The organism is Streptomyces sp. NPDC006207 (assembly GCF_040613835.1).
Classification (GTDB): domain Bacteria; phylum Actinomycetota; class Actinomycetes; order Streptomycetales; family Streptomycetaceae; genus Actinacidiphila.
Genome location: NZ_JBEXSX010000014.1, coordinates 141,689 through 168,278, shown reverse-complemented (window position 1 = coordinate 168,278; position 26,590 = coordinate 141,689). Strand labels below are relative to the sequence as shown.

The window sequence follows — 26,590 nt, the reverse complement described above, 5'->3', positions numbered from 1 at the left end:
GCGAGGACATCGGCAAGCCGATCATCGCGGTGGCCAACAGCTTCACGGAGTTCGTGCCCGGGCACACCCACCTGCAGCCCGTCGGACGGGTCACGCCCCCGGGCGCACCGGGATGCTGGTGAACGTCGGCGCGGGCGCCGGGTCCGTGAAGAAGTCGTTGCCCTTGTCGTCGACGACGATGAAGGCCGGGAAGTCCTCGACCTCGATCTTCCAGACCGCCTCCATGCCGAGCTCGGCGTACTCGACGACCTCGACCTTCTTGATGCAGTCCTGGGCCAGGCGCGCCGCCGGGCCGCCGATCGACCCCAGGTAGAAGCCGCCGTGCGCGGCGCACGCGTCGGTGACCTGCTTCGAGCGGTTGCCCTTGGCGAGCATGACCTTGGAGCCGCCCGCCGCCTGGAACTGCTCGACGTAGGAGTCCATGCGGCCGGCCGTGGTCGGGCCGAAGGAGCCGGAGGCATAGCCCTGCGGGGTCTTGGCCGGGCCCGCGTAGTAGACCGGGTGGTCGCGCAGGTACTGCGGCATCTCCTCGCCCGCGTCCAGCCGCTCCTTGATCTTGGCGTGCGCGATGTCGCGGGCGACGACCAGCGGGCCGGTCAGCGACAGCCGGGTCTTGACCGGGTACTTGGACAGCTCCGCCAGCACCTCGTCCATCGGCCGGTTGAGGTCGACGCGCACGACGTCCTCGTCCGACAGGTGCTCGTCGGTGGTCTCCGGCAGGTACTTCGCGGGGTCGGTCTCCAGCTGCTCCAGGAAGACGCCCTCGGCGGTGATCTTCGCGACGGCCTGGCGGTCGGCGGAGCAGGAGACGGCGATGGCGACCGGCAGGGAGGCGCCGTGGCGGGGCAGCCGCACCACGCGCACGTCGTGGCAGAAGTACTTGCCGCCGAACTGCGCGCCGATGCCGATCTTCTGGGTGAGCTCGAAGACCTTCTCCTCCAGCTCCTTGTCCCGGAAACCGTGGCCGGTCGGCGAACCCTCGGCCGGCAGCTCGTCCAGGTAGTGCGCGGAGGCGTACTTCGCGGTCTTCAGCGCGAACTCCGCGGAGGTGCCGCCGACCACGATCGCCAGGTGGTACGGCGGGCACGCGGCCGTGCCGAGCGAACGGATCTTCTCCTCCAGGAACTTCATCATGGAGGCCTCGTTCAGGACCGCCTTGGTCTCCTGGTAGAGGAAGGACTTGTTGGCCGAGCCGCCGCCCTTGGCCATGAAGAGGAACTTGTACGCGCCGCCGTCGGTCGCGTACAGCTCGATCTGCGCGGGCAGGTTCGAGCCGGTGTTCTTCTCCTCCCACATGGTCAGCGGGGCCATCTGGGAGTAGCGCAGGTTGAGCTTGGTGTAGGCGTCGAAGATGCCGTGCGAGAGGGCCGCCTCGTCGCCGCCCTGCGTGAGCACGTTCTGGCCGCGCTTGCCCATCACGATCGCGGTGCCGGTGTCCTGGCACATCGGCAGGACGCCGGCCGCGGCGATGTTGGCGTTCTTCAGCAGGTCCAGGGCGACGAAGCGGTCGTTGGGGGAGGCCTCGGGGTCGTCGAGGATCCGGCGCAGCTGGGCGAGGTGCGCCGGACGCAGGTAGTGGGAGATGTCGTGCATCGCCTCGGCGGCGAGCTTGCGCAGCGCCTCCGGCTCCACCTTGAGGAAGGTCCGGCCGTCGGCCTCGAAGGTGCTGACGCCCTCGGAGGTGACCAGACGGTACGGAGTGGTGTCCTCACCGAGGGGGAGCAAGTCGGTATAGGCGAACTCGGGCATAAGGGACATCCTCACTGGCGCTGCGTCATAGAAGCCCAACAAGCGTAGAACGTGCGCGGGGTACCGGATGTGTGAGGTGACCCTCACCGGCCCTAGTCGCGATCTATCGCGTTTGTGTACGGTAGTCGGGTGGATGAGTCGTCGCTCCAGAAGCGTGAACAGCACCCCGTGCGCCCCGTCGCCGAAGCCGATATCCGTGCGTCCGACGCGGACCGCGACCGGGTGGCCGACATCCTTCGCGATGCCCTCGCGGAGGGCCGTCTGACCACCGAGGAGCACTCCGAGCGGCTCGACGGGGTCTACGCGGCCAAGACCGTCGGCGAACTGGAGCCCTACGTCCGCGACCTCCCCGCGGGACGCGCCACGAGCGCACCCGCCCCGTCGCCCGGGGCGCACCACTGGGTGCCGGACGGCTCCGGGGAGAGCCCCAACCTGATCGGCATCCTCGGCGGTGCCGAGCGCAAGGGGCGCTGGCGGGTCGGCTCGAAGATCAACGCCGTCGCCATCATGGGCGGCGTCGTCATCGACCTCACCGAGGCCACCTTCACCAGCCCCGAGCTCGTCATCAACTGCACGGCCATCATGGGCGGCATCGAGATCAGGGTCCCGGAGAACGTGACCCTGCACGGCGGCGGCGTCGTGGGCATCATGGGCGGCTCCGACGTCAAGGCGTACGAGTCGCCCGACCCGCACGCCCCGGTCATCAAGGTGCAGGGCTTCGCCTTCTGGGGCGGCGTCGAGGCCAAGCCGCGCCGGGGCAAGCGTGTGAAGAAGAAGGGGCTCGGCCCCGCCGAACTCGACGGCTGACCGCGGCGCGGGTCAACTCCCGTGCCGCGCAAGGGGGTCGGCGGGGCGTGATGCCGGTGCCACGGAGGCGTGGCCCGGGCGGCGGCCCCGGCACGGTGCGCATGAACGCGCGCACAGCGGGTAGGGCAAGGGGACACGTCGCTCGCCGCAGCCCTCCTCACGCCGACAGACCCGTGGAGACGCACCGGCACCGCAGCGACGGGCAAGGGTGACACCAAGCCGAGCCGTCGTCAGGAGTATCCCGTGCTTCAACCGATCGAGCCCCCGGCAGCCTCCAGGTCCTCCCTGAGTCACCCCCGGGACCTGGGCGGCCCATGGCACTCGGAGGCGGCGTGCCGCAGTGACGAGGCGGGTCTGTTCTTCGCGCCTTCGAAGGAGCCGACCGCGGCGCGGCTGTCCCGGGAGGAGGCCGCCAAGCGGGTGTGCGCGCGCTGCCCGGTGATGCTGGAGTGCCGCGAACACGCGCTGCTCCAGCCGGAGCCCTACGGCGTGTGGGGCGGGATGACCGCCGCGGAGCGCAGGGTCGTACTGGCCCGGCGCCGCCGCCGTGAGGCGGAGCTGCAGCGGCCCGGGACGCGGATCGCCGCGGCCGGCTGAACGACAAGGGCCGGGACCCCGTCGCCACGGCGGGGTCCCGGTTCTCGTGTGCCGGTGCGCGGCGGCTGCCGCGGCGGCTCAGCGCGCGCGGTCGAAGTCGATGGTGCTGTAGGCGCGCAGCTTCGACAGCCGGTGCGTGGAGTCGATCTGGCGGATCGTGCCGGACTTCGAGCGCATGACCAGCGACTGGGTGATCGCGGTCTCGGCGCGGTACCGCACTCCGCGCAGCAGCTCGCCGTCGGTGATGCCGGTGGCGACGAAGAAGACGTTGTCGCCCTCGACCAGGTCGTCCGTGTGCAGGATCCGCTCCAGGTCGTGGCCCGCGTCCAGGGCGCGCTGCTTCTCCGCCTCGTCCTTCGGCCACAGCCGGCCCTGGATGGTGCCGCCCAGGCACTTGATCGCGCAGGCCGCGATGATGCCCTCGGGCGTGCCGCCGACGCCCATGAGCATGTCGACGCCGGTGCCCTCGCGGACGGCCATGATCGCACCGGCCACGTCGCCGTCGGAGATGAACTTGATCCGCGCGCCGGTCTCCCGGATCTCCTTGACGATGCCCTCGTGGCGGGGGCGGTCGAGGATGACCACCGTGACGTCCTCGGGGGCGCTGCCCTTCGCCTTGGCGACCCGGCGGATGTTGACCGAGGGCGGGGCGGTGATGTCGACGTAGTCGGCGGCCTCGGGGCCGGTGACCAGTTTGTCCATGTAGAAGACGGCCGAGGGGTCGTACATCGCGCCGCGGTCGGCGGCGGCGAGCACCGCGATGGCGTTGGGCATGCCCTTGGCGGTCAGGGTGGTGCCGTCGATCGGGTCCACGGCGATGTCGCACTCCGCGCCGGTCCCGTCGCCGATGCGTTCCCCGTTGAAGAGCATCGGGGCCTCGTCCTTCTCTCCCTCGCCGATGACGACGACGCCGTTCATCGACACGGTGGAGACGAGGGTGCGCATGGCCTTGACGGCGGCGCCGTCCGCGCCGTTCTTGTCGCCGCGCCCGACCCAGCGGCCGGCCGCCATGGCGGCGGCCTCGGTGACCCGGACGAGTTCCAGGGCGAGGTTGCGGTCGGGGGCCTCGGGATTCACCTCGAGTTGCGGCGGCAGGTTGTGGTTTTCATGCTGCTCGGTCATCACAGCGCACCTTTCTGTACGAGGACGGCCGGGATAAGAGGGTGTTACGACCTTATCCGGACCCCGCCAGGATGAGCAGGCCACCTGTCACATGAGCGGATTTCCGCCGGGTGCGACCCCGGGCGGACGGACGGTCCGGGGCATGGGGGACCATAGGGGGCGTGGCAAAGAAGCGCGGCACGGAAACACTGCGGGACATGGTGCTCTCGATGGCGGCGATCGGCGTCGTCGCCGGGGGCATCTGGCTCTTCATCCCGCACGACGAGAACCACGACCCCGTCAAGGTGGTCGGCTACCGGGTCGAGCTCGACCAGGCACGGCGCGACGCCCCGTACCAGGTGGCGGCCCCGGTGGGGCTCGGCGAGGACTGGCGGGCGACCTCGGTGACGTACGAGTCCACCGACCCGGGGGCGGTGCGGTGGCACCTGGGCTTCGTCGACCCGAAGAACGAGTACGCGGCCGTCGAGCAGAGCAACGAGGCCGCCGAGAAGTTCGTCGCGCTGAAGAGCCACGAGGCGAAGCGGGTGGGGACCCGCAGCGTCGGCGGTGAGACCTGGCAGCGCTACGAGGGCCACAAGTACGACGCGCTGGTGCGCGAGGAGGGCGGGGTGACCACGATGGTCACCGGCACGGCCCCGATGGCCCGGCTCGCGGAACTGGCCGCCGCGCTCGAAGAGCGGGGCGGCCGCCAGGGCTGAACCCCGACCCCTGAACCACGTCACGGCCACCGGCAGGGCCGGTGGCGGTGACGGTCGTCGTCAGACGGTGGTGACGACCTCGTCGTACGCCAGGCGCGGGCCGCGCTCGCGCCAGGCGTTCTCGCCCGGCTTGCCGATGTTGACCACGGCCAGCACGGAGTGGTCGCCGTCGGGGAAGAAGTCCTTGTCGATGGCGTCGGCGTCGTAGCCGGTCATCGGTCCGGCGGCCAGGCCCGCGGCGCGCACGCCCAGGATGAAGTAGCCGACCTGCAGGGCGGCGTTGAAGCCGGCGGACGCCTCACGCACCGGGCGCTCGGCGAAGAGCACCTCCTTGGCCTGCGGGAAGGACGGGAACTGGGCCGGCAGCTCCTCGTGGAACTCGTTGTCGGCGGCCAGGACCGCGACCAGCGGCGCCGTGGCGGTCTTCGCACGGTTGCCCTCGTTCATGTGGCCCACCAGACGCTCGCGGGCCTCGGGGGAGCGCACCAGCACGACGCGCAGCGGCTGCTGGTTGTAGGCGGTCGGGGCGTACTTGACCAGGTCGTACACGGCCTGGACCTGCTCGTCGGTCACCGGTTCGTCGGTGAAGGCGTTGGCGGTGCGCGCTTCGAGGAAGAGGAGGTTCTGGGCGGCGGTGTCGAGCTGGAGCGTCATCGGTACCTCTGTGGGGATGTGGAACCGCGCCCTGGGGAGGGGCGCGCCGGAACACTCCCCTCAGCATAGATGAAATTTCAACTAAACTTTCAACTATTCGGACGTGAAGCGGCTCACGCCGCCCGCACCCCGCTCACCCGGTCACTCCTCCTCCACGGCGTCCGGCCCCTGCCCGGCGCCGCCGCCGGACTCCTCCGCCAGGGCCGCGTCCAGCCGGGCGCGGGCGCCCTCCAGCCAGTCGCGGCACACCTTGGCGAGCTGCTCCCCCCGTTCCCACAGGGCGAGGGACTCCTCGAGCGTGGAGCCGCCGGCCTCCAGACGGCGAACGACGTCGACGAGCTCGTCGCGGGCCTGCTCGTACCCCAGCGTGTCCTGATCTGCCATGGCACCAGCCTAGGGCCGCCCTCCGACACGGCGGCCGGGCGCGCGGCGGCCGGCCCGGGAACGGCGCGCCGGCGGTCAGCGCGTGACGCGGACGGTGAACTCGCCCTCGGCCACCCGGGCGCGCAGCTTCTCCTCCTCGGCCACCTCGTCCGCGGCGCGCACGACCTGACCGTCCTCACGCTGCAGCACCGCGTACCCGCGCTGCAGCGTGGCGGCGGGGGAGAGCGCCACGACCCGGGCCCGGGTGTGCGCCAGCTCGTCCTCCGCCCGGTCCAGCCGGTGCCGCAGATGGCGGCGGGAGCGCTCCAGCAGCGCCGTGACCTGCTCGGCGCGCTCGTCGACCATCAGATGGGGCCGTGCCATGCACGGCCGGCTCACCGCCGCGGCCAGCCCCCGCTCCTCCCGGTCCAGCAGCCCGCGCATCACCCGCAGCGACCTTTGCCGCAGCTGCTCGACCCGGGCCAGCTCCTCGCCCACGTCCGGCACGACCCGCTTGGCCGCGTCGGTCGGCGTCGAGGCGCGGAGATCGGCCACCAGGTCCAGCAGCGGGGTGTCCGGCTCGTGCCCGATCGCCGACACCACGGGCGTACGGCACTCCGCGACCGTCCGCACCAGCCGCTCGTCCGAGAACGGCAGCAGGTCCTCCACGCTGCCGCCGCCCCGCGCCACGATGATCACGTCGACCTCGGGGTGCGCGTCCAGCCCGCGCACCGCCTCGATCACCTGGGGCACCGCGTACGCGCCCTGGACGGGCACGTTGCGCACCTCGAAGCGGACCGCGGGCCAGCGCAGTCGCGCGTTCTCCAGCACGTCCCGCTCGGCGGCCGACGCCCGGCCGCAGACCAGCCCGATCAGCTGCGGCAGGAACGGCAGCGGCCGCTTGCGCTCCCGTGCGAACAGGCCCTCGCCCGCCAGCCGCTTCTTCAGCTGCTCCAGCCGCAGCAGCAGGTCGCCGACGCCTATCGGGCGGATCTCCGCCGCGCGCAGCGACAGCTGACCGCGCGGTGCGTACCACTCCGGCTTGGCGTGCACCACGACCCGGGCGCCCTCGCCGACCGCCCCGTCGAAGGCGTCGAAGACCGCCCGGCGGCAGGTGACGCTGAGCGAGATGTCGTGCGACGGGTCGCGCAGCGTCAGGAACACCACGCCCGCGCCCGGGCGCCGTGACAACTGGGTGATCTGCCCCTCGACCCACACCGGGCCGAGCCGGTCGACCCAGCCGCCGATCAGCCGGGACACCTCGCCGACAGGGATCGGCGCCTCCGCGGACGTGTTCACAGCCATACGCCGAGACTAGCCCCCGCCACGGACAGTGACGCCCCTCCCGTCCGACCCGAATGGCACGCCCCGCTGTCCCCCCGCCCGGCCGCCGCGCAGGCTGGGGGCAACCCGGTAAACCGCTGACGTCGGTGACGCCGGCGTCACCGACAGGTCCCGGGAGTTCCCATGCGCCGACCCGGCCGGTACGGCTGGACCCCGTCCGAACGCCCGCCGCGCGTCCACGCCGGGCTCCGCGTGGGCCGCTACGGCCCCGGCTGCGGCTGTTTCAGCTGCCTTCCCCTGGCGGGCGCCGCCCTCGCGACCGGGTGGGCGCTCGCCGCCCGCCGTGCCGCCCGGGGCCCGCGGGGCTGCCGCTGAGCGCCGTGCCTGCTCCCGTGCCGTCCGCGCGTGCGCCCCGCGGCGCTCCGGCACCGCCTTCGCACCCCCGTCCGGACCACCCGGGGCAGCGATGGGGCCGCGTCCGGGCCCCGTACGATGGGCACATGACCGCTACGACTTCCCGCCGCGTCCTGCTCGCCGCCCCGCGAGGCTACTGCGCGGGTGTGGACCGTGCCGTGATCGCCGTCGAGAAGGCCCTGGAGCAGTACGGGGCCCCCGTGTACGTCCGCCACGAGATCGTCCACAACAAGTACGTCGTGCAGACCCTGGAGCGGAAGGGCGCGATCTTCGTCGAGCAGACGGAGGAGGTGCCGCCCGGGTCGATCGTCATGTTCTCCGCCCACGGCGTCGCCCCGGTCGTCCACGAGGAGGCCGCCAAGGGGCGGCTCGCCACGATCGACGCGACCTGCCCGCTGGTCACCAAGGTCCACAAGGAGGCCGTGCGGTTCGCAGGCGAGGACTACGACATCCTCCTGATCGGCCACGAGGGCCACGAGGAGGTCATCGGCACCTCCGGCGAGGCCCCCGACCACATCACCCTGGTCGACGGCCCCGGCGACGTCGAGAAGGTCGAGGTCCGCGACCCGTCCAAGGTCGTCTGGCTCTCCCAGACCACGCTCTCCGTGGACGAGACGATGGAGACCGTCGACGCGCTCAAGGAGAAGTTCCCGCTGCTGATCTCGCCGCCGAGCGACGACATCTGCTACGCCACGCAGAACCGTCAGCTCGCCGTGAAGCAGATGGGCGCCGAGGCCGAACTGGTCATCGTCGTCGGCTCGCGCAACTCCTCCAACTCCGTGCGCCTGGTCGAGGTCGCCAAGCTGGCCGGGGCCCGTGCCTCGTACCTGGTGGACTTCGCCGACGAGATCGACGAGGCGTGGCTGGACGGCGTGTCCACCGTCGGTGTCACCTCCGGCGCCTCCGTGCCCGAGGTGCTCGTCGAGCAGGTGCTGGAGTGGCTGGCCGCCCGCGGCTTCGAGGACGTGGAGATCGTCAAGGCCGCCGAGGAGTCGATCACCTTCTCGCTGCCCAAGGAGCTCCGCCGGGACCTGCGCGCCGAGGCCGCCGAATTGATGCGGGGCGGCACCTCCGAGGGGTGACCGACCGTGCCACGTCGTAGCGTTGGGGCATGAGCGTTTTCGGTGTGGACATCGGCGGATCGGGCATCAAGGGTGCCCCGGTCGACCTCGGGCGTGGTGACTTGGCGGAGGAGCGCTTCAAAGTGCTCACTCCCCATCCCGCGACCCCCGACGCCGTCGCGGAGTGCGTGAAGCAGGTCGTCGACCACTTCGGGTGGACGGGCCCCGTCGGGGCCACCTTCCCCGGAGTGGTTACGCACGGCATGACACGCACGGCGGCGAACGTCGACAAGGGCTGGATCGACATGGACGCCGCCGGGCTCCTGTCCCAGAAGGTCGGCTGCGCGGTGACCCTGCTCAACGACGCGGACGCCGCGGGCATGGCCGAGATGGAGTACGGGGCGGGCCGTGGCCGCAAGGGCACGGTCATCGTGCTCACCCTCGGCACCGGCATCGGCAGCGCCGTCTTCGTCGACGGCAACCTGCTGCCCAACACCGAACTGGGCCACCTCGAACTGCACGGCCACGACGCCGAGACGAAGGCCTCCACCAAGGCCAAGGACGACGAGGGCCTCACCTGGGAGCACTGGGCGAAGCGCCTGCACAAGTACCTCACCCACGTCGAGATGCTCTTCTCGCCCGAGCTGTTCATCCTCGGCGGCGGGGTCAGCCGCAAGGCCGACAGGTTCCTGCCGCTCCTGACCGGCATCAGGGCCGAGATCGTGCCGGCCGCGCTGCAGAACAACGCGGGCATCGTCGGCGCGGGCATGGCGGCGGCCGCCGTCCGCTCCTGACCGCGGCGGCCGGCGGGAGGCGGCCGGTGGAGGGCGGCGCTCAGCGGCGCCGTTCGCGCATCACATAGGCCACCTTCCGCGCGGCCGCGATCACCGCGGCACCGACCGTGCCCCCGTACAACCAGCCCGTCTGGGTGGCGAGCCCGGTCAGCAGGCCCATCAGGTGGCCCGTGAAGCCCCCGCCGTCGCCGCCGGCCGTCACGGCCAGCGCGATGGTGAAGGCGATGGGCGCGCTGACCGGCGCCGCCGACAGGTCGTACGGCCGTACGAACGCCCCGGCGGCGAGGCAGGCCAGCAGGAAGACGACCCCGAAGAGGGTGCCGGGCTCGCCCGTGATCAGCGAGTCCGCGGCGCCGCCGGCGAGCGCGGTCAGCGTGATGAAGACGCCCGTGCCCAGTCCGGTCAGCCGGGGCTCCGTCCGGCGCAGCCGCGCCACCCGCAGCAGCAGCGGCCCCCGGGGCAGACCGCCCCGGACGGCGGTCGCGCCCTGCGGGCGACGCTGCGGGCGGACCGGCCGCGGCAGCGGGGAGGCGGCGGTGGGTGCACCGCTGTTCTTGTGGGGTGTGCGCGCACTGTGTTGCTCCACGCACCCAACGTAGGCGCCGAGGAGGGGGGAAACGGGGGCAGGACACGACTTTTCACCGCCGCAGGGGGCCACTGGGGGCGCGGCCCGTCCCGGAGCCGGTGCGTTCCGTAGACTGGTGGATCGGTCCGCCGGTCGCCCGCCCGGGCGTGGCGGCCCATTCCACCCACCTCTCGCTACGGGAAGTCGTCACGTGTCGCTCACGATCGGAATCGTCGGCCTGCCGAACGTCGGCAAGTCGACCCTGTTCAACGCCCTGACCAAGAACGACGTGCTGGCGGCCAACTACCCGTTCGCCACGATCGAGCCCAACGTGGGCGTCGTCGGTGTCCCCGACCCCCGTCTGGACAGGCTCGCCGAGATCTTCGCCTCGCAGCGCAAGCTCCCGGCGACCGTGGACTTCGTGGACATCGCCGGCATCGTCCGCGGCGCCAGCGAGGGCGCGGGCCTAGGCAACAAGTTCCTCGCGAACATCCGCGAGTCCGACGCGATCTGCCAGGTCATCCGGGCCTTCGTCGACCCGGACGTGGTCCACGTCGACGGCAAGGTGTCCCCCAAGGACGACATCGAGACGATCAACACCGAGCTGATCCTCGCCGACCTGCAGACCATCGAGAAGGTCGTGCCGCGGCTGACCAAGGAGGTCCGCCTCCAGAAGGAGAAGGCGCCGGTGCTCGCCGCCGTCCAGGAGGCCCAGCAGATCCTCGAGGACGGCCGCACCCTGTTCTCCGCCGGCATCACCGCCGGCACGGAGAAGGGCCGGCTGCTGCACGAGCTGCACCTGATGACCACCAAGCCCTTCCTGTACGTCTTCAACGTCGACGAGGACGAGCTGACCGACGAGGCCTTCAAGGCCGAGCAGCGCGCCCTGGTCGCCCCGGCCGAGGCGATCTTCCTCAACGCCAAGATCGAGTCCGAGCTCATCGAGCTCGAGGACGACGAGGCCCTGGAACTGCTGCAGTCCATGGGCCAGGAGGAGCCGGGCCTGGCGACCCTCGCCCGGGTCGGCTTCGACACCCTCGGCCTGCAGACGTACCTGACCGCGGGCCCCAAGGAGGCCCGCGCCTGGACGATCAAGAAGGGCGCCACCGCCCCCGAGGCCGCCGGTGTGATCCACACCGACTTCCAGAAGGGCTTCATCAAGGCGGAGATCGTCTCCTTCGGCGACCTGGTGGAGGCCGGCTCCATCCCCGAGGCCCGCGCCAAGGGCAAGGCCCGCATGGAGGGCAAGGACTACGTCATGCAGGACGGCGACGTCGTGGAGTTCCGCTTCAACGTCTGACCTGCCGTTCCCTCCGGTGTCACGGGCCGGGCCCCCCGGGGTCCGGCCCTTCGTCGTTTCGCGCGTACATGCCAGGCGATGGTCGGCGGATGTACGGGAGGCCGCCGGATGGTGAATCGTTTCGGTCGCGGGGATGCACAGTGTGTGCAGGTCCTTTTGGGATGTGTGGGACGCGGGGTGGAATCGGCGCATCCCGGCTCCGAGATGTGAGGAAACGATGGCGTCCCTCGGCAGGCTCTACTCGATGTTCGACGACGTGGTACTCCCGGAGGAGATCCCGTACGCCCAGATGAGCGTCTGGGAGCAGAGGTTCCTCTACCTCGTGGCGCGTCACCACGTGAACGGCACCGGCGCCCTCGTCGAGCTGGGCTCGGGCGGCGGTGGCTCCACCTACGCCATCGCCAAGGGGCTGCGGGAGAACCCCGCGTTCGACGAGCAGAAGGGCCGGCTGCACGCCTTCGACTTCTTCCGCGTGGGCAAGGGAACCTTCGCCACGCAGCGGTTCTTCAAGGCGGGCAAGGCGCCGGAGGGCGACAGCTCCTTCCGGGAGGACTTCGAGGCGGCGCTGGCCCCGTTCATGGGGTTCATCGAGGTCCACGCCGGCGACATATGGACCACCTCCGACCCGGAGGACAAGAGCCCCATCGAGTTCCTGCACGTCGACATCGCCAAGACGGCGCGGGTGTTCCGGTGCGTGGCGGAACGTTTCCTCCCGCGCCTGGAGCCCGGTGCGGTCGTGCTGCACCAGGACTTCGCGAGCCCCCGCCTGCCGTGGCTGCACCACAGCACCGGCGCCCTGCTCCCGTACATCGAGATCGCCGGTGCGCCGATCCGTTCCACCCTCGCCTTCGAGGTCGTCCGGCCGGTCCCGGCCGAGCTGCTGGAACGCATCGCCAAGGACGACCACACGGTGGACGAGAAGCTGGCCCTGATCACCGCGGTGCAGGACCAGGTCGACCTCGACCACACCGGACGGGTCCCCTTCAAGCAGGTCCTGGAGCTGGCCAAGGCGTACGTGTGCCACTACGCGGGCGACCACCAGCGCGCCTGGAAGATCGCCAAGCCGCTGCTGAAGGACCCGTACCTCTCGGAGACCCGCGCCGACCACTTCGCCCAGCTCCAGCGCGCCCTCGACCAGGAGGCCGCCCCCGCGCCGTCCCGGGTGCGGCGGCTGCTGCGCAAGGTGACGGGCGGCTGACCGCCCTCCCGCAGGTCACAGCACGGCGACGGAAACCGCGCACCGGGGGGTGCCGGCGGGTGCCGCGGGCCACCATGGCGGGCATGCGTACACGCCTCAGCACCGGAGTGCTCCTCGCGGCCGTGCTCCTCGCGGTCCCCGCCTGCAGCTCCGGCACCGACGACTCCGGCAGCAAGCCCGACGCCGGTGGCACGCCGTCCGTCGCGGCGTCCGGTTCGAAGGTGCCGGACATCAGCGAGGGCATCCCCGAGGAGCCGACCGGGGCCCGGCGCGCGGCGCTGCTCGCCGCGCTCAAGGCCGTCGACCCGGCCCTGGCGGCCGACGCGGACAAGGCCGTCGCCAACGCGCGTCAGCAGTGCGCCACCATCACCGGCGGCGGCAACGCGGTGGCCGCCGCGCAGTCGCGCTTCGGCAGCGCCGGCCACCAGCTCACCGAGGAACAGGCCAAGGCCGTCAACGAGGTGCTGGAGCAGACGCTCTGCACGTCCTGAGCCGCCCCGCCCCGCCCCGGTCTACGGGGACGGGGCGGCGGCCACCGGGTTGATGCTGTCGAAGCAGACCAGGCCCCGGGCCTGCGACAGCAGGAACGAGCCGCTGTAGGCGTCCACGGTGATCTCGGCGTCGAAGGACCCGCTCCGCAGCCACCGTGCGTCCGCCGGGAGGAAGCCGGCCAGCCGGCCCGGGAGCACGGGCAGGCTCGCCGGGCGGAAGTCGTGGTGCGCGGTGAGCGCGGCGACCCGGCCGTCCGTGAGGGCGGCGACGCCGACCACCCGTACGTCCGAAGGACCGGGGACCGACCTGCCGTCGTTGCCCGCGACCAGGTCGTACCCCAGCCAGTGGGCGCCGTGGAGCCGACCCAGCAGCGGGAAACGCCGCTCCAGCGGGGCGGTGTCCGTCCGTACCGGGCCCTCCGCGGCCTCGCGCCGCTCCGCCTCCGGACGCCGCGAGCCGCACCCGGCCGCGAGCACCGCCGCACCCGCGGCCAGCACCGTCCGTCGTGTCGTCATGCGCCCGCCCCCTGACGGCCCGCTTCGATCGCCGGGTTCTCCAGCGTCGTCCAGAAGGCGGCGTCCGGCTCCGGCGGCAACGGAGGGGAGCCGAGGTCGGCGTGGAGCGCGGCGCGCCAGCCGGGGGAGATCCGGGAGCGGACGTCGGCGGTCCTCACCAGCGCCCGGTGGGGCAGGTCGGTGAGCAGCAGCACGAAGCACATGACGGCCTGTGTGCGGACGCCGTCGTGGTGGGCGGACGCCTCGCGGCGGACCTGGCGCAGCCTGAGCCCGAGCGGACCGGTGCCGGTGAGCCCGACGGTGCGGCCGCCGTCGAGGGTGTCCAGGGCGGCGGCGACCTCGGGGTACCTTGCCAGGCCGGACTCTTCGGCGAGCCGGCGCATCTGCCGGGCCGCGGCGGTGGCGACCGTCGCGCGGGGGAGCGTGGCCACGAGTGCGCCGAGACCGCCCAGCTTGCGCACGTGGACGGCGCGCAGCGGCTCCTCGGAGCCGCGCGGCGGCAGCGGCGGCAGCGAGGCGTCGTCGGAGGAGGGCAGCGGGTCCGAGGGATCGCCCCACTCGGGGTGGGCGCGCTCGGAGTCGTCCCACTCCAGGACGCCGTCGCTGACGACGGGCCAGGTCCGGCCGCCCTGGAAGGGCAGCCCGCGCTCCAGGCTGTCGGCGACGTCGCCCAGGTACGCGCCCAGCGACGGGGCGTGGCCGAAGTCGGTGCCGGACCCGTCGAAGAAGCGGCCGACCGCGCCGAAGGACGCGCCGGGGCGGCAGTCCACGGTCAGGCCGTCCGCGGTGATGGCGTAGGAGGCGAACTGCACGAAGCGGTGGTGCCAGTAGGCGCCGTCGTTCTCCGCCTCGTCCTCGTCGAGGACCTCGGCCAGCATGCCGCGCAGGAAACCGGACCGCTCCTCGCATCCGTGGGTGCCCAGCAGACCGTCGTGCGTCGGCAGGAGGAAGTCCTCGTCCGCCCCGTCGTGCCGGCGCAGCGTGGCCACCAGGTCCGGCGGGAAGGTGACGCCCATGCGCCGCTGCACCGCGGCGATCTCCTCCCGCGGCGCCGGCGGGTGGAGCATGGCGAACGTCGCCGGGGCGTGGGTGCCCAGCCAGAAGTCGATGCGGTCCCAGGCCTGTTCGGCCGCTTCGGCGGACATCGTGCTCCCCCTCGGTGTCGGCGCCCCGCTGGCAGAACCCTAACGGTGGCCGCCGACAGCGGGTCGCGGAGGCCGGGATATATTCGCGCGGCCGTTCGCCACGCCATCCGCCCGTGAGGAGCCGTTCCGTGCAGCCTCCGCCGTATCCGTCGTACCCCCTCCAGCCGGCGCTCCCGCCCGCGGCGCAGCGGGCGCCGCTGAACGGGCTCGCCGTCGCCGCGCTGGTGACCGGGCTGCTGTGCATGCTGCCGGTGGTCGGCGTCGTGCTGGGGACGATCGCGCTGGTGCAGATCAAACGGACGGGCGCGCGCGGCAAGGGCATGGCCGTCACCGGCCTGGTGCTGTCGGCCGTCGGCACGCTGCTGTGCGCCCTGGTGCTCGCCGGCGGGGCCGCCGCGTTCGTCAAGAGCTTCAAGGAGGGCGTCAGGGAAGGGGCGCGGGACGACGGCGCCTTCTCGCTGCGCCGGGGCGACTGCTTCGACACCCCCGGCGGCGACCTGGAGGCCCCGACCACCGACATGGACACCGTGTCCTGCGCACAGGGGCACGCCGGCGAGGTGGTCGGGACCTTCCGGCTGCCCGGGCCCCAGGGCTACCCGGGCGACACGGAGCTCAAGGACCTCGTGGAGGACCGCTGCCAACGGCTGTCCGACACCTACGCCATGGACAGCTGGGCGGTGCCGGCGGACGTCAGGGTGTACTACTACGCCCCGGACCGGGGGACCTGGAAGCTCGGGGACCGGGAGGTGACCTGCGTGTTCGGCAAGGAGAAGGGCGTGCTCAAGGGCTCCCTGCGGCAGGACGCGAGCACGCTCGACGCGCACCAGGTCGCCTATCTGAAGGCCGCCAACGTCCTCAACGAGGCCATGGCGAAGGGGCCGGAGGAGGAGTACGTCGAGGACGACCTCGAGGGCTACCGCACCTGGGCCGGCGAGGTCTCGGTCGCCCTCGCCGCCGAGGCCCGGGCGCTGGACGCCCACGACTGGCCGGCCGGTGCCGAGCAACCGGTCGCCGCGCTCGTGGCGGAGGCCGGGAAGTCACGCGCGCACTGGGCCAAGGCCGCCGTGGCGAAGGACGCGGACGCCTACTACGAGCACTACGAGGCGGCGGACTCGCACAGCGGCCACGAGGAGGCCGTCAGGGCGCGGGAGGCGCTGGGGCTGGCCACGACGGTCGCGGCGGCGAACCCTTCGGTGTGACCAGCCCCGACTCGTAGGCGTAGACGACCAGTTGAGCACGGTCGCGGGCGCCCAGCTTGGTCATCGCCCGGCTGACGTGGGTCTTGGCGGTGAGCGGGCTGATGACCATCCGCCCGGCGACCTCGTCGTTGCTGAGCCCGCGGGCGACGAGCGCGAGCACCTCGCGCTCCCGGTTGGTCAGCGCCTCCAGGCCCGCCGCGTGCGTGGCGTCGGGCGGCCGCGCGACGAACTCGCCGATCAGCCTGCGGGTGATGGCGGGGGAGAGCAGGGCGTCGCCGCGCTCGGCGACGTGGATGGCCTGGACGAGGTCGGCGGGTTCGGTGTCCTTCAGCAGGAATCCGCTGGCGCCGGCGCGCAGCGCGTCGAAGACGTACTCGTCCAGGCCGTAGTTGGTCAGGATGACCACGTGGACGCCGGCCAGCCGCGGATCGGCGGCGATCAGCCGGGTCGCGCCGATCCCGTCGAGCACGGGCATCTGGACGTCGAGGAGCACCACGTCGGGCACGTGGCGCCGGGCGAGTTCGACGCCCTGCTGACCGTCGCCCGCCTCGGCCACCACCTCGATGCCGTCCTCGGCGTCGAGGAGGGCTCGGAATCCCGCCCGCATCAGCGCCTGGTCGTCGACGATCAGCACGCGGATCACGACACCTCCTCCAGCGGCGCCCCGGCCGCCCCGGGCGCCGTCCTGCCGTCGGCCGCCGGCAGTGCGTCCAGGGGGAGTTCGGCCCGCACGGAGAAGCCGCCCTCGGGCCGCGGCCCGGCGTGCAGCCGCCCGCCGAGCGCGGTCACCCGCTCCCGCATCCCGGTCAGCCCGACCCCGGGCACCGGGCCGTCGCCGGGTGCCGAGGTGCCGTCGTCGTCGATCTGGACGACCAGTTCCCGGTCGCCGTACTCGATGCGGACGGTGGCGCGGGGCTCAGGACCGGCGTGCCGGGTGACGTTGGTGAGCGCCTCCTGCACGATGCGGTAGGCGGCCCGGTCGACCCCGTCGGCCAGCGGCCGTTCCCGTCCGCCGACCGTGACGCTGGTGGGCAGACCGGCCGTGCGCGAGCGCTCCACCAGGTCCTCGATCCGGTCCAGCCCGTGGCCGCCGCCGGTGCCGCGCAGCACCTCCAGGGTCGCGCGCAGCTCCCGCATCGCCTCCCCGCTCGCCTCCTGGATCGCCAGCAGCGCGGCGGGCACCTCCTCGCCGCGCTTGCGGGCCAGGTGGACGGCGACCCCGGCCTGCAGCTTGATGATCGAGATGCTGTGGGTGAGCGAGTCGTGCAGCTCCCGGGCGATCCGCAGCCGTTCCTCGCCGGCCCGGCGCAACGCCGCCTCCTCGCGGGTGCGTTCGGCGTCCAGCGCCCGCCGCTCCAGCTGCTCCAGGTAGGCCCGGCGGTGCCGGCCCACCACGGCCATGGCGACCGAGGCCAGGAACCAGCCGAGCAGCAGCGCGGTGGACTGCGCAGAGGTCGGCGCGGGCTGCCCGGAGGCGAGGTAGCCGGTGAGGAACGCCAGGGCCGACAGCTGCACCGGCAGCCGCTTCCCGCCCGACCTGACCGCCATGTGGACCGCGACCAGCACGGGGAACGCCGCCGAGGGGCCGGGGTGCACCCGCAGCGCGTACGCCAGCATGCAGCCCGTGCACAGCAGCAGTGCCGCCGCCGGCCGGCGGCGGCTCCCGGCGACCGCCAGCGCGCCCACCAGGCCCAGCGCCAGGTCGAGGGCGTTCGAGGGGCGCGGCACCCCGGGCAGCAGCAGGACGTCGACGGCCAGGACGACGCCGATCACCGCGTCGAAGGCGACGCCACGCCACCCCCGCAGCCCGGCCCACCCCTGACGCCCGATCAGCGTGCCACCCATGCCCGCACCCTACGCCGCCCAGCGGGGCGGCACGTCCTCCCCGAAGACGGCTCCGCGGCTACTCCCGGTGGAGTAGTCCCGCCTACGGCCCCGGCGCCCGGAGCAGTGGCATCCCCCTTCCCCCGGAGGACGACCGGCGGGACCCCGGGCGGCCACCATCGACCCGTCGAGAACACCGCCGTCCACGAGCCGTCAGCGAGGAGGCCCGGCCATGGCCACGCCCTTCCGTCTCACCACTCCCGCGCCACCCGGCGACGCCACGGGCCGTACCGCCGAGGTCTACGCCCAGCTCGCCGCCGACTTCGGCATCGGCCGCGCACCGACCTTCGTCGCGCTGTCGGCCGCCCCCGACCTGCTCGCGGCGACCTGGGCCGTGCTGCGCGAGTCGCTGCTGGCCGGCCGCGTGCCGCGCACCGACAAGGAGCTCGTCGCCCTGGGGGTGTCGGCGGCGAACCGCTGCCCCTTCTGCGTGGACGCGCACACCGTCCTGCTGCACGCCACGGGTGACCACCGCCTCGCCGAGACGGTCGCCCGCGGCGGCACGCCGGACGACCCCGCCCAGGCCGCGCTGGTCGCCTGGGGCGGGGCGACCGCGACCCCCGGCGCCCCCGCGGCCGTGGCATACCCCTTCGGCCCGCAGGACGCGCCGGAGTTCATCGGCACCGCGCTCGCCTTCCACTTCGTCAACCGGATGGTGTCCGCCCTGCTGACCGAGGACATGCTCCCCGGCGGACTGCAGCGGCTGCGGCTGGTGCGCAGCCTGGGTGGCCGGGCCCTGGCCCGCACCGTCCGCCGGCCGCTGCCGCCGGGGGCCAGCCTGCCCCTGCTGCGCGGCCCGGCCGGACCCGCGCCGGAGTGGGCCGCGGACGCCCCGGTGGGCACCGCCTTCGCCGCGCTGCGGCGGGCCGCCGCCGTGGGCGGGCAGCGGCTCGGCGACGCGGCCCGGGAGGCGGTGGTGGCCGCGGTCGACGCCTGGGACGGCGCGCATCCGCCGCTCGGCGGCGACTGGACCGCAGCTCCGCTCGCCGCCGTACCCGCCGCCGAACGGCCCGGCGCACGGCTGGCGCTGCTCGCCGCACTCGCCCCGTACCGGATCACCGAGGCGGACGCCGAGGCCTGGCGGATCGCCGATCCCGACCCCTACGACGCCGATCTGGTGAGGGTGCTGGCCTTCGGCGCGATGACCGCGGTGCACCGGATCGAGACCTCGGTCCACGAGCCTTTGCGTCGCCCCAGGTTGACAGCCCATTGACAGAGCCACGACGATGCGTGGTGCCACTGGGGCCGATGAGCCCCGTGTGCACTTCGACCACTCGCCCGGTGACGCCTCGGCCTGCTCACGTACGGGGAGAGCTGCCGTCAGCCGCGCCCGCCGGGCCACGCAACGCCAAGATTGGGTTCTGCATGTCCATATCGCGACGTGTCACCGTCGGACGGCTGCTGGGCGTGAGCGCCGCGGCCGTCGCCCTCACCGCCGTGGGTGCCACCTCCGCCTGGGCCGGCGACTGCCCGGGCGGCAAGGGCTGGGACCGCGGTGGCCACCACGGCTACAAGCCCGGCCAGGGCGGCGGCACCAAGACCTCCACCGACCGCTGCGAGTTCTCGCTCGACGGCACGGCCTGGTACCCGTCGGTCAAGGTCGACGACGTCAACCTCAAGCCCGGCGAGGACGGCAAGGTCCACGTCAAGGTCCGGGTCGCGGACGGCTCCTCGTCCTGCACCGTGTCCCTCGCCTCCTACCGCACCCACGGCGCCACCTTCCAGACCTCCGGCAAGCAGGTGTTCCACGACTGGGACACCGTGAAGATCACCACCGGCACCGACACCCTCGACGTGGCCGTGCCGGACGTCACCTGCTTCGCGCAGATCGACCTGTACTACGGCAACAAGAAGTACGACGGCGTCCTGGACGCCAACGACGGCTACGAGCACGGCGACCTGCCCGAGGGCCCGGACCACGCGGTCATCGGCGACAAGAAGATCGCCTGGTGGAACGGCGGCACGAAGGACTGCACCACGCAGACCGTCCCGTCCACCCCCGCCACCTCGACCCCGACCACCCCCTCGGGCGGCGAGACCACCCCCGCCGGTGGCGAGACCACCCCGGCCGGCGGCGAGGAGACCACCCCCGCCGCGACCGAGACCCCCTCGGCCACCGCCCCGGCCTCGGAGTCGGCGTCGGCGTCCGCCTCGGCGTCCGAGTCCGTCGAGGCCGCGACCTCCGAGTCCCCCAACGGCGGCTCGGGTGACCTCGCCGAGACCGGCAGCAGCAACGTGGGCATGATCTCGGCCGCCGCGGCCGTGCTGCTGGCCGCCGGTGGCGGTGTGGTCCTCGCGACCCGTCGCCGTCAGGCCGCCGGCCGGCACTGACCGCGCACCGGCACCCGCCGGGCGGAGAAGGGGTACGGCTGCGTCAGCAGCCGTACCCCTTCGCCGTGTCGGGTCCGACAGCCGCCCGACGCGCTCTAGCCCCGGCTCCGTACGGATTGGAACAATCCGAACCTGACCGTAGGGACCGATGCGGGGGGCTGCATGACATCTCCGGGGGAGACCGCTGTCGGCGAGCGCTACCCGACCGTGGACGAGGTCGCCGCGGAGGCCAGGGCCCTGGCGCTCCGCCGGCCCGACGTCTGCCGGCTGCGGACGGTGGGCCTCTCCCGGGCCGGGGAGCCGCTGCTGCTGCTCTCGGTCGGGCACGGATCGCGCAACGTCCTGGTCGTGGCCGGCCCGCACGCCAACGAGATGGTCGGCGGTGCCACCGTGCTGCTGCTGGCCCGGCGGGTCACCGCCGACCCCGTGCTGCGGGACGGGGCCGACGCCGCCTGGCACTTCCTGCTCTGCGCGGACCCGGACGGCGCCCGGCTCAACGAGGCCGTCCCCGACGCCCGGTTCACCATGCTCGGCCACTACCGGCACTTCTTCCGCCCGCGCGCCGCCGAGCAGCCCGAGTGGCTGCCGGACGACGGCACGCTGGACGGCGCACTGCCCGAGACCCGCGCGCTGATCGGGGTCATCGACGAGCTGCGGCCGGTGCTGCAGTGCTCGCTGCACGGCATCGACGTGGGCGGCACCTTCATCCAGGTGACCCGGGAGATCCCACGGCTCGCGGAGCGGATCGCCAAGTCCGCCGCCGAGTTCGACATCCCCCTGGAGGCCGGTTCCTCCGACGCCTTCCACTGGCCGAGCCCCGGCCCGGGGGTGTACGTGCTGCCGCCGCCCGGCGGCCCGCGCGAGGACGCTTCCAACTCGACCTGGACGTACGCCCACCGGTACGGCGGGGTCACCGCGATCGTCGAGGTGCCCATGTGGGCGTGCGACCGCGCCGCCGACACCTCGCCGCACCCGGGTGCCGACGGCGCGCTGCGCACGGCGGGGGAGGCGCTGCGCCGCGCGAGCCTGCTGGTCGGCGGGCTCATCGGGGAGGTGGGCCCGCACCTGCCCGGGGACGGCGGGCCGTTGCTGCGCGCGGCGCGGGAGATCGTCGCGGTCGGCCCGGCGCTGGCCGCGGACTGGGACCCGGCCCTGCGCACCGCGGCCGCGCCGCCGCTGCCCGCGATGACCCGGGCGCGGGTCAGCAGCGTCGAGATCTACGCGCAGCGACTGCCGCTGCGCGCCGCCGCGATGCTGCTGCGGGTGGTCCGTACCGTGGACCACGGGCCGACCCCGCTGGTGGCCGTGCGTGAACTGCTGGAGGGGCTGGTGGCGGACTGGTGCGAGGCGTACGAGACCGCCCACCGGGCCCGCTGGATCCCGGTGCGCCAGCAGGCGGAGCAGCACGCACGGGTGGTGCTCGCGGCCTTCGATCTGCTGCCCGGGTGACGCGACACGGGTAAAGCCTTGCGGAAGGCTTGCGGGTGGCAACCCTGAGTTGTCAAGCTGTTGCACACAGTCAACCCGAGGGAGGGGCACGTGCCTTTCGGTGAGCAGCCCGCGTACCTGCGCGTCGCCGAGGATCTCCGCCGCAAGATCCTCGACGGCAGCCTCCCTCCGCACACCCGCCTGCCCTCGCAGGCCCGCATCAGGGCGGAGTACGGGGTGTCGGACACCGTCGCCCTGGAGGCCCGCAAGGTGCTGATGGCCGAGGGCTTCGTCGAGGGCCGGTCCGGCTCGGGCACGTACGTGCGCGAACGCCCCGACCCGCGGCTGGTCGTGCGCACCGGCTACCGGCCGGGCAGCGGCCAGGCGACGCCGTTCCGGCAGGAGCAGGCCGACGAGGGCTTCAAGGGCACCTGGGAGTCGAACAGCTTCCAGGAGGCGGCGAACGCGCGCGTCGCGGAGCGGCTCGGCATCAAGCCGGGCGACCGCGTGATGCGCACGCGCTACCTCTACCGGACGGAGGGCGAGCCGATGATGATGGCCACCTCCTGGGAGCCGCTGTCGGTGACCGGCCGCTCGCCCGTCCTGCTACCGGAGGAGGGCCCGTTGGCCGGTCAGGGCGTGGTGGATCGCATGGCCGCGCTCGACGTCGTGGTCGACAACGTGGCCGAGGACGTCGGCGCCCGGCCAGGACTCGCCGAGGAGACCGCGGTGCTGGGCGGGGTGCCCGGTCACGTGGTCATCGAGATCCACCGGACGTACTACGCCTCCGGGCTCCCCGTCGAGACCGCGGACATCGTCATCCCGGCCGACCGCTACCGGGTGTCGTACCGGATGCCGGTGAAGTGACGCCGCCCGGGCGCCGGGCGAGGCGGGCAGCGCCGCTTCCGCGCCGGTGTCCGCAAATCCGCTGGTGGGCCGCGTGGGCGCGGGGCGCCGGCGGTGCGCGGGGTGTGCAGGGCGGCTCCGGGGCGCGCGCCGATGCGTGCGAGGCGCGGACAAGAGCCCCTTCTGAGTCAACTCCCAATCGAACATGGCCCGATCGAGTCGAATACTGCCCGAACGTGTCCGGCGCGTCACGTTCGGGCGTAGGCTCCGGCATATGCGCATCGCCGTTTCCTCGGACATGGACGAGCCCGTTGCGCGGCTGGTCGTCGACGAACTGCGCCGCCGCGGCCACACCGTGATCGCCTACGGCGCCCTGCGCGCCGGCGACCGCAAGGACTGGGCGTGGAGCGCGGAGAGCGCCGCCCGGGACCTCGCGGAGGGCCGCGCGGACCAGGCCGTCGTGTGCTGCTGGACGGGCACGGGGGCCGCCATCGCCGCCAACAAGGTGTCCGGCGTCCGTGCCGCCCTGTGCGTCGACGCCTACTCCGCGGACGGCGCCCGCAAGTGGAACGACGCCAACGCCCTCGCCCTGAGCCTGCGTCTGACCAGCGAGCCCCTGCTCAAGGAGATCCTCGACGCCTGGTTCGCCGGCGTCCCGAGCGGCGAGGACGACGACCGGGCCAACGTGGCGCACCTGGAGGACATCCGATGAGCGAGCTGGTCTGGGTCGTCATACGTCAGGACGACAACGGCAACCGATACCGGGTCGGCCGCTACGCCACCCGGCAGGAGGCCGAACATGTCGCCGACACCCTGGACGCGCGCGGCCACAAGCAGCTGTACCTCATCGAGCGGATCGACCGCCGCGCGTCGTAGCCGTCCACCGACGGCCGCCGCGGACAGCCGCCACGGATAGGGTGCCGCCCATGACGACGCACGACGTGACGGTGGTGGTCGGCGCGGCCGTGCTCGACCGGGGCAGGCTGCTCGCGGCGCGGCGCAGTGCGCCGCCGGAGCTGGCGGGGCGGTGGGAACTGCCCGGCGGCAAGCTCGAACCCGGGGAGACGGCGCCGCAGGCGCTGACCCGTGAGCTGCGCGAGGAACTGGGCGTGGAGGCCGAGGCGCTGGAGCGGGTCCCCGGCGAATGGCCACTGGGTCGCGGCTACGTCCTGCAGGTGTGGACGGCCCGCATCCTGTCCGGGGAGCCCCGGCCGCTGGAGGACCACGACGAGCTGCGCTGGCTCACCCCCGACCGTCTCGACGAGGTCGACTGGCTCGACCAGGACCGTCCCGCGGCCGCCTGGGCGGCGGCCCGGGCCGTCCAGGGGCCGACCCCGGGCTGACCGACCCGGCTCCCCCGGGACCGCCCCACGGCGCGCCAGGACGGATATGCGGCGCGGAATATCGGGTATGGGGGGATTGATCCGCCGACGGTCGGCCGGCCCTGAGCCGGTGGCCCTGCAATGGTCTGGGGTCCCCACACGTGAGCGGGAGCGAGGACGGCACAGGCAAGGGCGAGGACCCGGGACCCCCCGAGTCCCCGGCCGGGCACGGACGTGCCCACGCCGGTCTCCAGCCCGGACCCGCGGGACCGGCGCCGGGCGGGCCCACCGCTTCGGGGAGGCTCCTGGACACACTGCGGCTGGCCGTGGTCATGCTCGACACCTCCGGCCGCGTCCTGCTCTGGAGCCCGCTCGCGGAGGAGATGCTCGGCTGGGCGGGCGAGCACATCGTGGGCCGCCGGGTCTCCGCCCTGATCGGCCCCGGCGAGGACGGCCGGCCGTGGAGGACACCGCCCGCCGCCCGCCGGACGGCCTCCGTGCCCCGCCCCGGTCCCGCCGAACGCATCCTCGCCGAGCTGCTGCGCACCGGCCGCTGGGAGGGCATCCTCTCCGTCCGGCACCGCGACGGCCACCAGGTGCAGGTCGAGGCGCGCGCCTCGCTCCTCGTGGACGGCGACGGCCGGCCCTTCGTCCTGGTGTCGATCGCCGAGACCAGCCGGATCCGCAGCATGGAGCACGACCTGGCGGCACTGGACTCGCTCTTCGGCTCCTCGCCCCTCGGCGTCGCGATCTTCGACACCGAGCTGCGCTACGTCCGTGTCAACGAGGCCCTGGCGCGGATGAACGGCGTCCCCGCCCAGGACACCCTCGGGCACCGCGTCGAGGAGATCGTGGCCGCCGAGGCCGCCGACGAGCTCGCCACCCTCCAGCGGCACGTGCTGGCCACCGGGCGCGCGGTCATCGACGTCGTGGTGCCGGGCCCGGCCGGGGGGTGGCGCTCGGTGTCGTACCACCGGCTGGAGGACCGGGCGGGCCGGGTGCTGGGCATCAGCTGCACCGTGATGGACGTGACGGAGCGCCAGCAGAGCGCCGAGAAGATCGAGCGGGCCCGGCGCCGGCTGGCGCTGCTCAACGACGTCGGCTCACGCCTGGCGGACCTGCTGGACGTACGGCGGATCGCCGAGGAACTGGCCAGGACCGTCGTGCCGCGGTTCAGCGACTACAGCGGGGTGATCCTGCACGCGGCCGTGCCGGACGGCGGGGAGCTGCCCGGCGCCCCGTATGGGGAGCGCACCGAGATGCGCCAGCTCGGCATCGGGGCGGCCAAGGAGGGCCCCCTGGTCGACCGGATGATCGGCATCGGCAAGGTCATCCAGGTCGACCGGGCGTCCGTCTTCGGCTCCGTGCTGCACAGTGCGCGGCCCGCCCTGGTGCGCAGCGCGGACGAACTGCGCGACACCGTCGCCACCTTCCCGGGCGACCCCAAGGTGCAGGCCGCCCTGGACCTCGGCATCCACTCGCTGATGGTCGCCCCGCTGCGGGCCCGCGGCATCGTCCTCGGGCTGCTGGTCGTCAGCCGCGCCGGCGGGCGCGAACCCTTCGACGCCGACGACGTCGCCCTCGCCATGGAACTGTGCGACCGCTCCGCCGCCGCCCTGGACAACGCCCGCCTCTACATCCGCGAACGCGAGGGCGCCCTGATGCTGCAGCGCAGCCTGCTGCCGCAGAGCGTGCCCGAGCCGCCCGGCGTCGACCTCGCCTTCCGCTACGTCCCCGGCAGCACCGGGGCGGCGGCGGGCGGGGACTGGTTCGACGTCATCCCGCTCGCCGGCGGCCGGGTCGCCCTCGTGGTCGGGGACGTCATCGGCCACGGGCTGCGCGCCGCCGCCACGATGGGCCGGCTGCGCACCGCCGTACGGACCCTTGCCGCCCTGGAGATGGCGCCGGAGGAACTGCTGCGCCGCGTCGACGACCTCGGCGACGACCTGGCCGCGGGCACCGCCGAGGGCTGGACCGCGACCTGCGTCTACGCCGTCTACGACCCCTCCACCCGGCGGCTCGTCGTGGCCCGCGCCGGGCACCCGCCGCCGGTCCTGGTGGAGCCCGGCGCCCACGGGGGCGGCCGGGCCCGGCTGCTGGACTCCCCGGCCGGGGTGCCGCTGGGCGTCGGCGGCGTGGACTTCGAGTCGGTCGAGCTCGACGTGCCCGACTCCTCCGTCCTCGTGCTCTACACCGACGGCCTGGTCGAGGCGCGCGGCGAGGACATCGGGATCGGCATGGACCGGCTCCGGTCGGTGCTCGCCCGCCGTCCGCTGCGCTCCCTGGAGGAGGCCTGCGACGACCTGCTGGCCACCCTCGCCCACGGCCGTGAACCCGACGACGTGGCCCTGCTCATGGCCCGCCTCGGCGGCCTCCCGGAGGGCAGCACCGCCCACTGGACGTTCGCGGCCGAGCCGAGCGCCGTCCGCCGTGCCCGGCGCCAGGTACGGGAGACCCTCCGGGACTGGGGGCTGCGCGACCTCACCGACGTCACCGTGCTGCTCGTCAGCGAACTCGTCACCAACTCCCTGCGGTACGCCCGCGGACCCATCGGCGTGCGCATGGTGCGCGGCACCTCGCTGCTGGTCGAGGTCTCCGACCCGCTGCCCGACCCGCCCCGCCGGCGCGCCGCGGGCGAGGAGGACGAGGGCGGCCGCGGGCTGCAACTGGTCGCCCGCACCTCCCGTCGCTGGGGCACGCGGCACGGGCCGCTGGGGAAGACGGTCTGGTTCGAGCTCGCCCTCCCCGCCCCGGTGACCGCCCCGGGCGGCCCGCGCGGATGACCGGTCACGCACGGTTCGGCGGGCCGGAGCAGGGTAGTT

At 73.4% G+C, this 26,590-nt stretch carries 28 protein-coding genes; 18 read left to right on the top strand and 10 right to left on the bottom strand.

The annotated features are described in order from the left end of the window. Positions 1 to 90: 90 nt before the first annotated feature. A complete protein-coding gene (locus tag ABZ312_RS14480; protein ID WP_500332242.1) occupies positions 91 to 1,749 on the bottom strand; it encodes a fumarate hydratase in 1,659 nt (552 codons plus the stop codon). 129 nt (positions 1,750 to 1,878) lie between these two features. On the opposite strand from ABZ312_RS14480, the gene ABZ312_RS14475 reads away from it, so the two are divergent. Together ABZ312_RS14475 and ABZ312_RS14470 are read left to right on the top strand one after the other, a co-directional pair. After that, a complete protein-coding gene (locus ABZ312_RS14475) occupies positions 1,879 to 2,556 on the top strand; it encodes a DUF1707 SHOCT-like domain-containing protein (protein ID WP_500332243.1) in 678 nt (225 codons plus the stop codon). A gap of 243 nt (positions 2,557 to 2,799) precedes the next feature. Further along, entirely contained in the window at positions 2,800 to 3,153 is a 354-nt protein-coding gene (locus ABZ312_RS14470) for a WhiB family transcriptional regulator (protein WP_018561404.1), read from the top strand. A 78-nt stretch (positions 3,154 to 3,231) separates the two neighbouring features. Here ABZ312_RS14470 and glpX read toward each other — a convergent pair whose 3' ends face one another. After that, positions 3,232 to 4,275, bottom strand: a complete 1,044-nt coding sequence (gene glpX, locus ABZ312_RS14465) for a class II fructose-bisphosphatase (RefSeq protein ID WP_500332244.1) — start codon at positions 4,273 to 4,275, stop codon at positions 3,232 to 3,234. Between the two features lie 161 nt (positions 4,276 to 4,436). Between glpX and ABZ312_RS14460 the strand changes: the two genes are divergently transcribed. Beyond that, a complete protein-coding gene (locus ABZ312_RS14460; RefSeq protein WP_500332245.1) occupies positions 4,437 to 4,973 on the top strand; it encodes a DUF4245 domain-containing protein in 537 nt (178 codons plus the stop codon). 60 nt (positions 4,974 to 5,033) lie between these two features. Here the strand turns inward: ABZ312_RS14460 and ABZ312_RS14455 are convergent, their stop codons facing one another. The 3 genes from ABZ312_RS14455 to xseA form a co-directional block, all read right to left on the bottom strand. Next, a complete protein-coding gene (locus ABZ312_RS14455; protein WP_500332246.1) occupies positions 5,034 to 5,627 on the bottom strand; it encodes a malonic semialdehyde reductase in 594 nt (197 codons plus the stop codon). Between the two features lie 141 nt (positions 5,628 to 5,768). Continuing rightward, positions 5,769 to 6,011 (bottom strand): exodeoxyribonuclease VII small subunit, encoded by a 243-nt coding sequence (locus ABZ312_RS14450; RefSeq protein ID WP_500437737.1) that lies wholly within the window; start codon positions 6,009 to 6,011, stop codon positions 5,769 to 5,771. Positions 6,012 to 6,086: 75 nt separating this feature from the next. Then, positions 6,087 to 7,295, bottom strand: coding sequence for an exodeoxyribonuclease VII large subunit (gene xseA, locus ABZ312_RS14445; protein ID WP_500332248.1), 1,209 nt, complete (start codon positions 7,293 to 7,295; stop codon positions 6,087 to 6,089). 162 nt (positions 7,296 to 7,457) lie between these two features. Here xseA and ABZ312_RS14440 point away from each other — a divergent pair, with 162 nt between their 5' ends. From ABZ312_RS14440 to ppgK, 3 genes are all read left to right on the top strand, one after another. Continuing rightward, positions 7,458 to 7,649 carry a hypothetical protein gene (locus tag ABZ312_RS14440; RefSeq protein ID WP_500332249.1) on the top strand — a complete coding sequence of 64 codons (192 nt, stop codon included), beginning with the start codon at positions 7,458 to 7,460 and terminating at the stop codon, positions 7,647 to 7,649. 125 nt (positions 7,650 to 7,774) lie between these two features. Continuing rightward, positions 7,775 to 8,770 (top strand): 4-hydroxy-3-methylbut-2-enyl diphosphate reductase, encoded by a 996-nt coding sequence (locus ABZ312_RS14435; protein WP_499513726.1) that lies wholly within the window; start codon positions 7,775 to 7,777, stop codon positions 8,768 to 8,770. A 29-nt stretch (positions 8,771 to 8,799) separates the two neighbouring features. Beyond that, positions 8,800 to 9,543 (top strand): polyphosphate--glucose phosphotransferase, encoded by a 744-nt coding sequence (gene ppgK, locus ABZ312_RS14430; protein ID WP_500332250.1) that lies wholly within the window; start codon positions 8,800 to 8,802, stop codon positions 9,541 to 9,543. A gap of 40 nt (positions 9,544 to 9,583) precedes the next feature. On the opposite strand, the gene ABZ312_RS14425 is transcribed toward ppgK, so the two are convergent. Continuing rightward, positions 9,584 to 10,129: a DUF6542 domain-containing protein gene (locus ABZ312_RS14425; RefSeq protein ID WP_500332251.1), complete on the bottom strand. Its 546-nt coding sequence runs from the start codon at positions 10,127 to 10,129 to the stop codon at positions 9,584 to 9,586. Positions 10,130 to 10,319: 190 nt separating this feature from the next. On the opposite strand from ABZ312_RS14425, the gene ychF reads away from it, so the two are divergent. From ychF to ABZ312_RS14410, 3 genes are all read left to right on the top strand, one after another. After that, complete coding sequence (gene ychF, locus ABZ312_RS14420) at positions 10,320 to 11,408, top strand: redox-regulated ATPase YchF (RefSeq protein WP_500437736.1); 1,089 nt, start codon at positions 10,320 to 10,322, stop codon at positions 11,406 to 11,408. A gap of 217 nt (positions 11,409 to 11,625) precedes the next feature. Next, positions 11,626 to 12,606 (top strand): class I SAM-dependent methyltransferase, encoded by a 981-nt coding sequence (locus ABZ312_RS14415; protein WP_500332252.1) that lies wholly within the window; start codon positions 11,626 to 11,628, stop codon positions 12,604 to 12,606. 83 nt (positions 12,607 to 12,689) lie between these two features. Then, positions 12,690 to 13,097, top strand: coding sequence for a hypothetical protein (locus ABZ312_RS14410; protein WP_500332253.1), 408 nt, complete (start codon positions 12,690 to 12,692; stop codon positions 13,095 to 13,097). A 21-nt stretch (positions 13,098 to 13,118) separates the two neighbouring features. Here the strand turns inward: ABZ312_RS14410 and ABZ312_RS14405 are convergent, their stop codons facing one another. Together ABZ312_RS14405 and ABZ312_RS14400 are read right to left on the bottom strand one after the other, a co-directional pair. Continuing rightward, positions 13,119 to 13,613, bottom strand: coding sequence for a hypothetical protein (locus tag ABZ312_RS14405; protein WP_500437735.1), 495 nt, complete (start codon positions 13,611 to 13,613; stop codon positions 13,119 to 13,121). Further along, positions 13,610 to 14,758 carry an SMI1/KNR4 family protein gene (locus ABZ312_RS14400; protein ID WP_500437734.1) on the bottom strand — a complete coding sequence of 383 codons (1,149 nt, stop codon included), beginning with the start codon at positions 14,756 to 14,758 and terminating at the stop codon, positions 13,610 to 13,612. The genes ABZ312_RS14405 and ABZ312_RS14400 overlap by 4 nt, the downstream gene beginning before the upstream one ends. 128 nt (positions 14,759 to 14,886) lie before the next feature. Between ABZ312_RS14400 and ABZ312_RS14395 the strand changes: the two genes are divergently transcribed. Next, positions 14,887 to 15,957: a DUF4190 domain-containing protein gene (locus ABZ312_RS14395; RefSeq protein ID WP_500332256.1), complete on the top strand. Its 1,071-nt coding sequence runs from the start codon at positions 14,887 to 14,889 to the stop codon at positions 15,955 to 15,957. Here the strand turns inward: ABZ312_RS14395 and ABZ312_RS14390 are convergent. Next, positions 15,896 to 16,600: a response regulator gene (locus ABZ312_RS14390; protein WP_500332257.1), complete on the bottom strand. Its 705-nt coding sequence runs from the start codon at positions 16,598 to 16,600 to the stop codon at positions 15,896 to 15,898. The two genes, ABZ312_RS14395 and ABZ312_RS14390, sit on opposite strands and share 62 nt — an antisense overlap. Next, positions 16,597 to 17,802 carry a sensor histidine kinase gene (locus ABZ312_RS14385; protein ID WP_500357276.1) on the bottom strand — a complete coding sequence of 402 codons (1,206 nt, stop codon included), beginning with the start codon at positions 17,800 to 17,802 and terminating at the stop codon, positions 16,597 to 16,599. The genes ABZ312_RS14390 and ABZ312_RS14385 overlap by 4 nt, the downstream gene beginning before the upstream one ends. A 211-nt stretch (positions 17,803 to 18,013) precedes the next feature. Between ABZ312_RS14385 and ABZ312_RS14380 the strand changes: the two genes are divergently transcribed. The 8 genes from ABZ312_RS14380 (at position 18,014) to ABZ312_RS14345 (ending at position 26,551) form a co-directional block, all read left to right on the top strand. Then, complete coding sequence (locus ABZ312_RS14380) at positions 18,014 to 19,054, top strand: carboxymuconolactone decarboxylase family protein (RefSeq protein ID WP_500357274.1); 1,041 nt, start codon at positions 18,014 to 18,016, stop codon at positions 19,052 to 19,054. Positions 19,055 to 19,206: 152 nt separating this feature from the next. After that, entirely contained in the window at positions 19,207 to 20,172 is a 966-nt protein-coding gene (locus tag ABZ312_RS14375) for an LAETG motif-containing sortase-dependent surface protein (protein ID WP_500328040.1), read from the top strand. A gap of 162 nt (positions 20,173 to 20,334) precedes the next feature. Continuing rightward, positions 20,335 to 21,621, top strand: coding sequence for a M14 family zinc carboxypeptidase (locus ABZ312_RS14370; RefSeq protein WP_500328038.1), 1,287 nt, complete (start codon positions 20,335 to 20,337; stop codon positions 21,619 to 21,621). A 90-nt stretch (positions 21,622 to 21,711) separates the two neighbouring features. Beyond that, on the top strand, positions 21,712 to 22,467 hold the full coding sequence (locus tag ABZ312_RS14365; protein WP_500328037.1) for a GntR family transcriptional regulator: 756 nt from the start codon (positions 21,712 to 21,714) through the stop codon (positions 22,465 to 22,467). Between the two features lie 253 nt (positions 22,468 to 22,720). Beyond that, a complete protein-coding gene (locus ABZ312_RS14360; protein ID WP_500328035.1) occupies positions 22,721 to 23,158 on the top strand; it encodes an RpiB/LacA/LacB family sugar-phosphate isomerase in 438 nt (145 codons plus the stop codon). Beyond that, positions 23,155 to 23,322, top strand: a complete 168-nt coding sequence (locus tag ABZ312_RS14355; protein WP_326572633.1) for an SPOR domain-containing protein — start codon at positions 23,155 to 23,157, stop codon at positions 23,320 to 23,322. Before ABZ312_RS14360 ends, ABZ312_RS14355 begins: the two co-directional genes overlap by 4 nt. Positions 23,323 to 23,372: 50 nt before the next feature. Further along, on the top strand, positions 23,373 to 23,789 hold the full coding sequence (locus tag ABZ312_RS14350; protein ID WP_499513742.1) for a (deoxy)nucleoside triphosphate pyrophosphohydrolase: 417 nt from the start codon (positions 23,373 to 23,375) through the stop codon (positions 23,787 to 23,789). A gap of 140 nt (positions 23,790 to 23,929) precedes the next feature. Then, positions 23,930 to 26,551: a SpoIIE family protein phosphatase gene (locus ABZ312_RS14345; protein WP_500328034.1), complete on the top strand. Its 2,622-nt coding sequence runs from the start codon at positions 23,930 to 23,932 to the stop codon at positions 26,549 to 26,551. Positions 26,552 to 26,590: the final 39 nt, after the last annotated feature.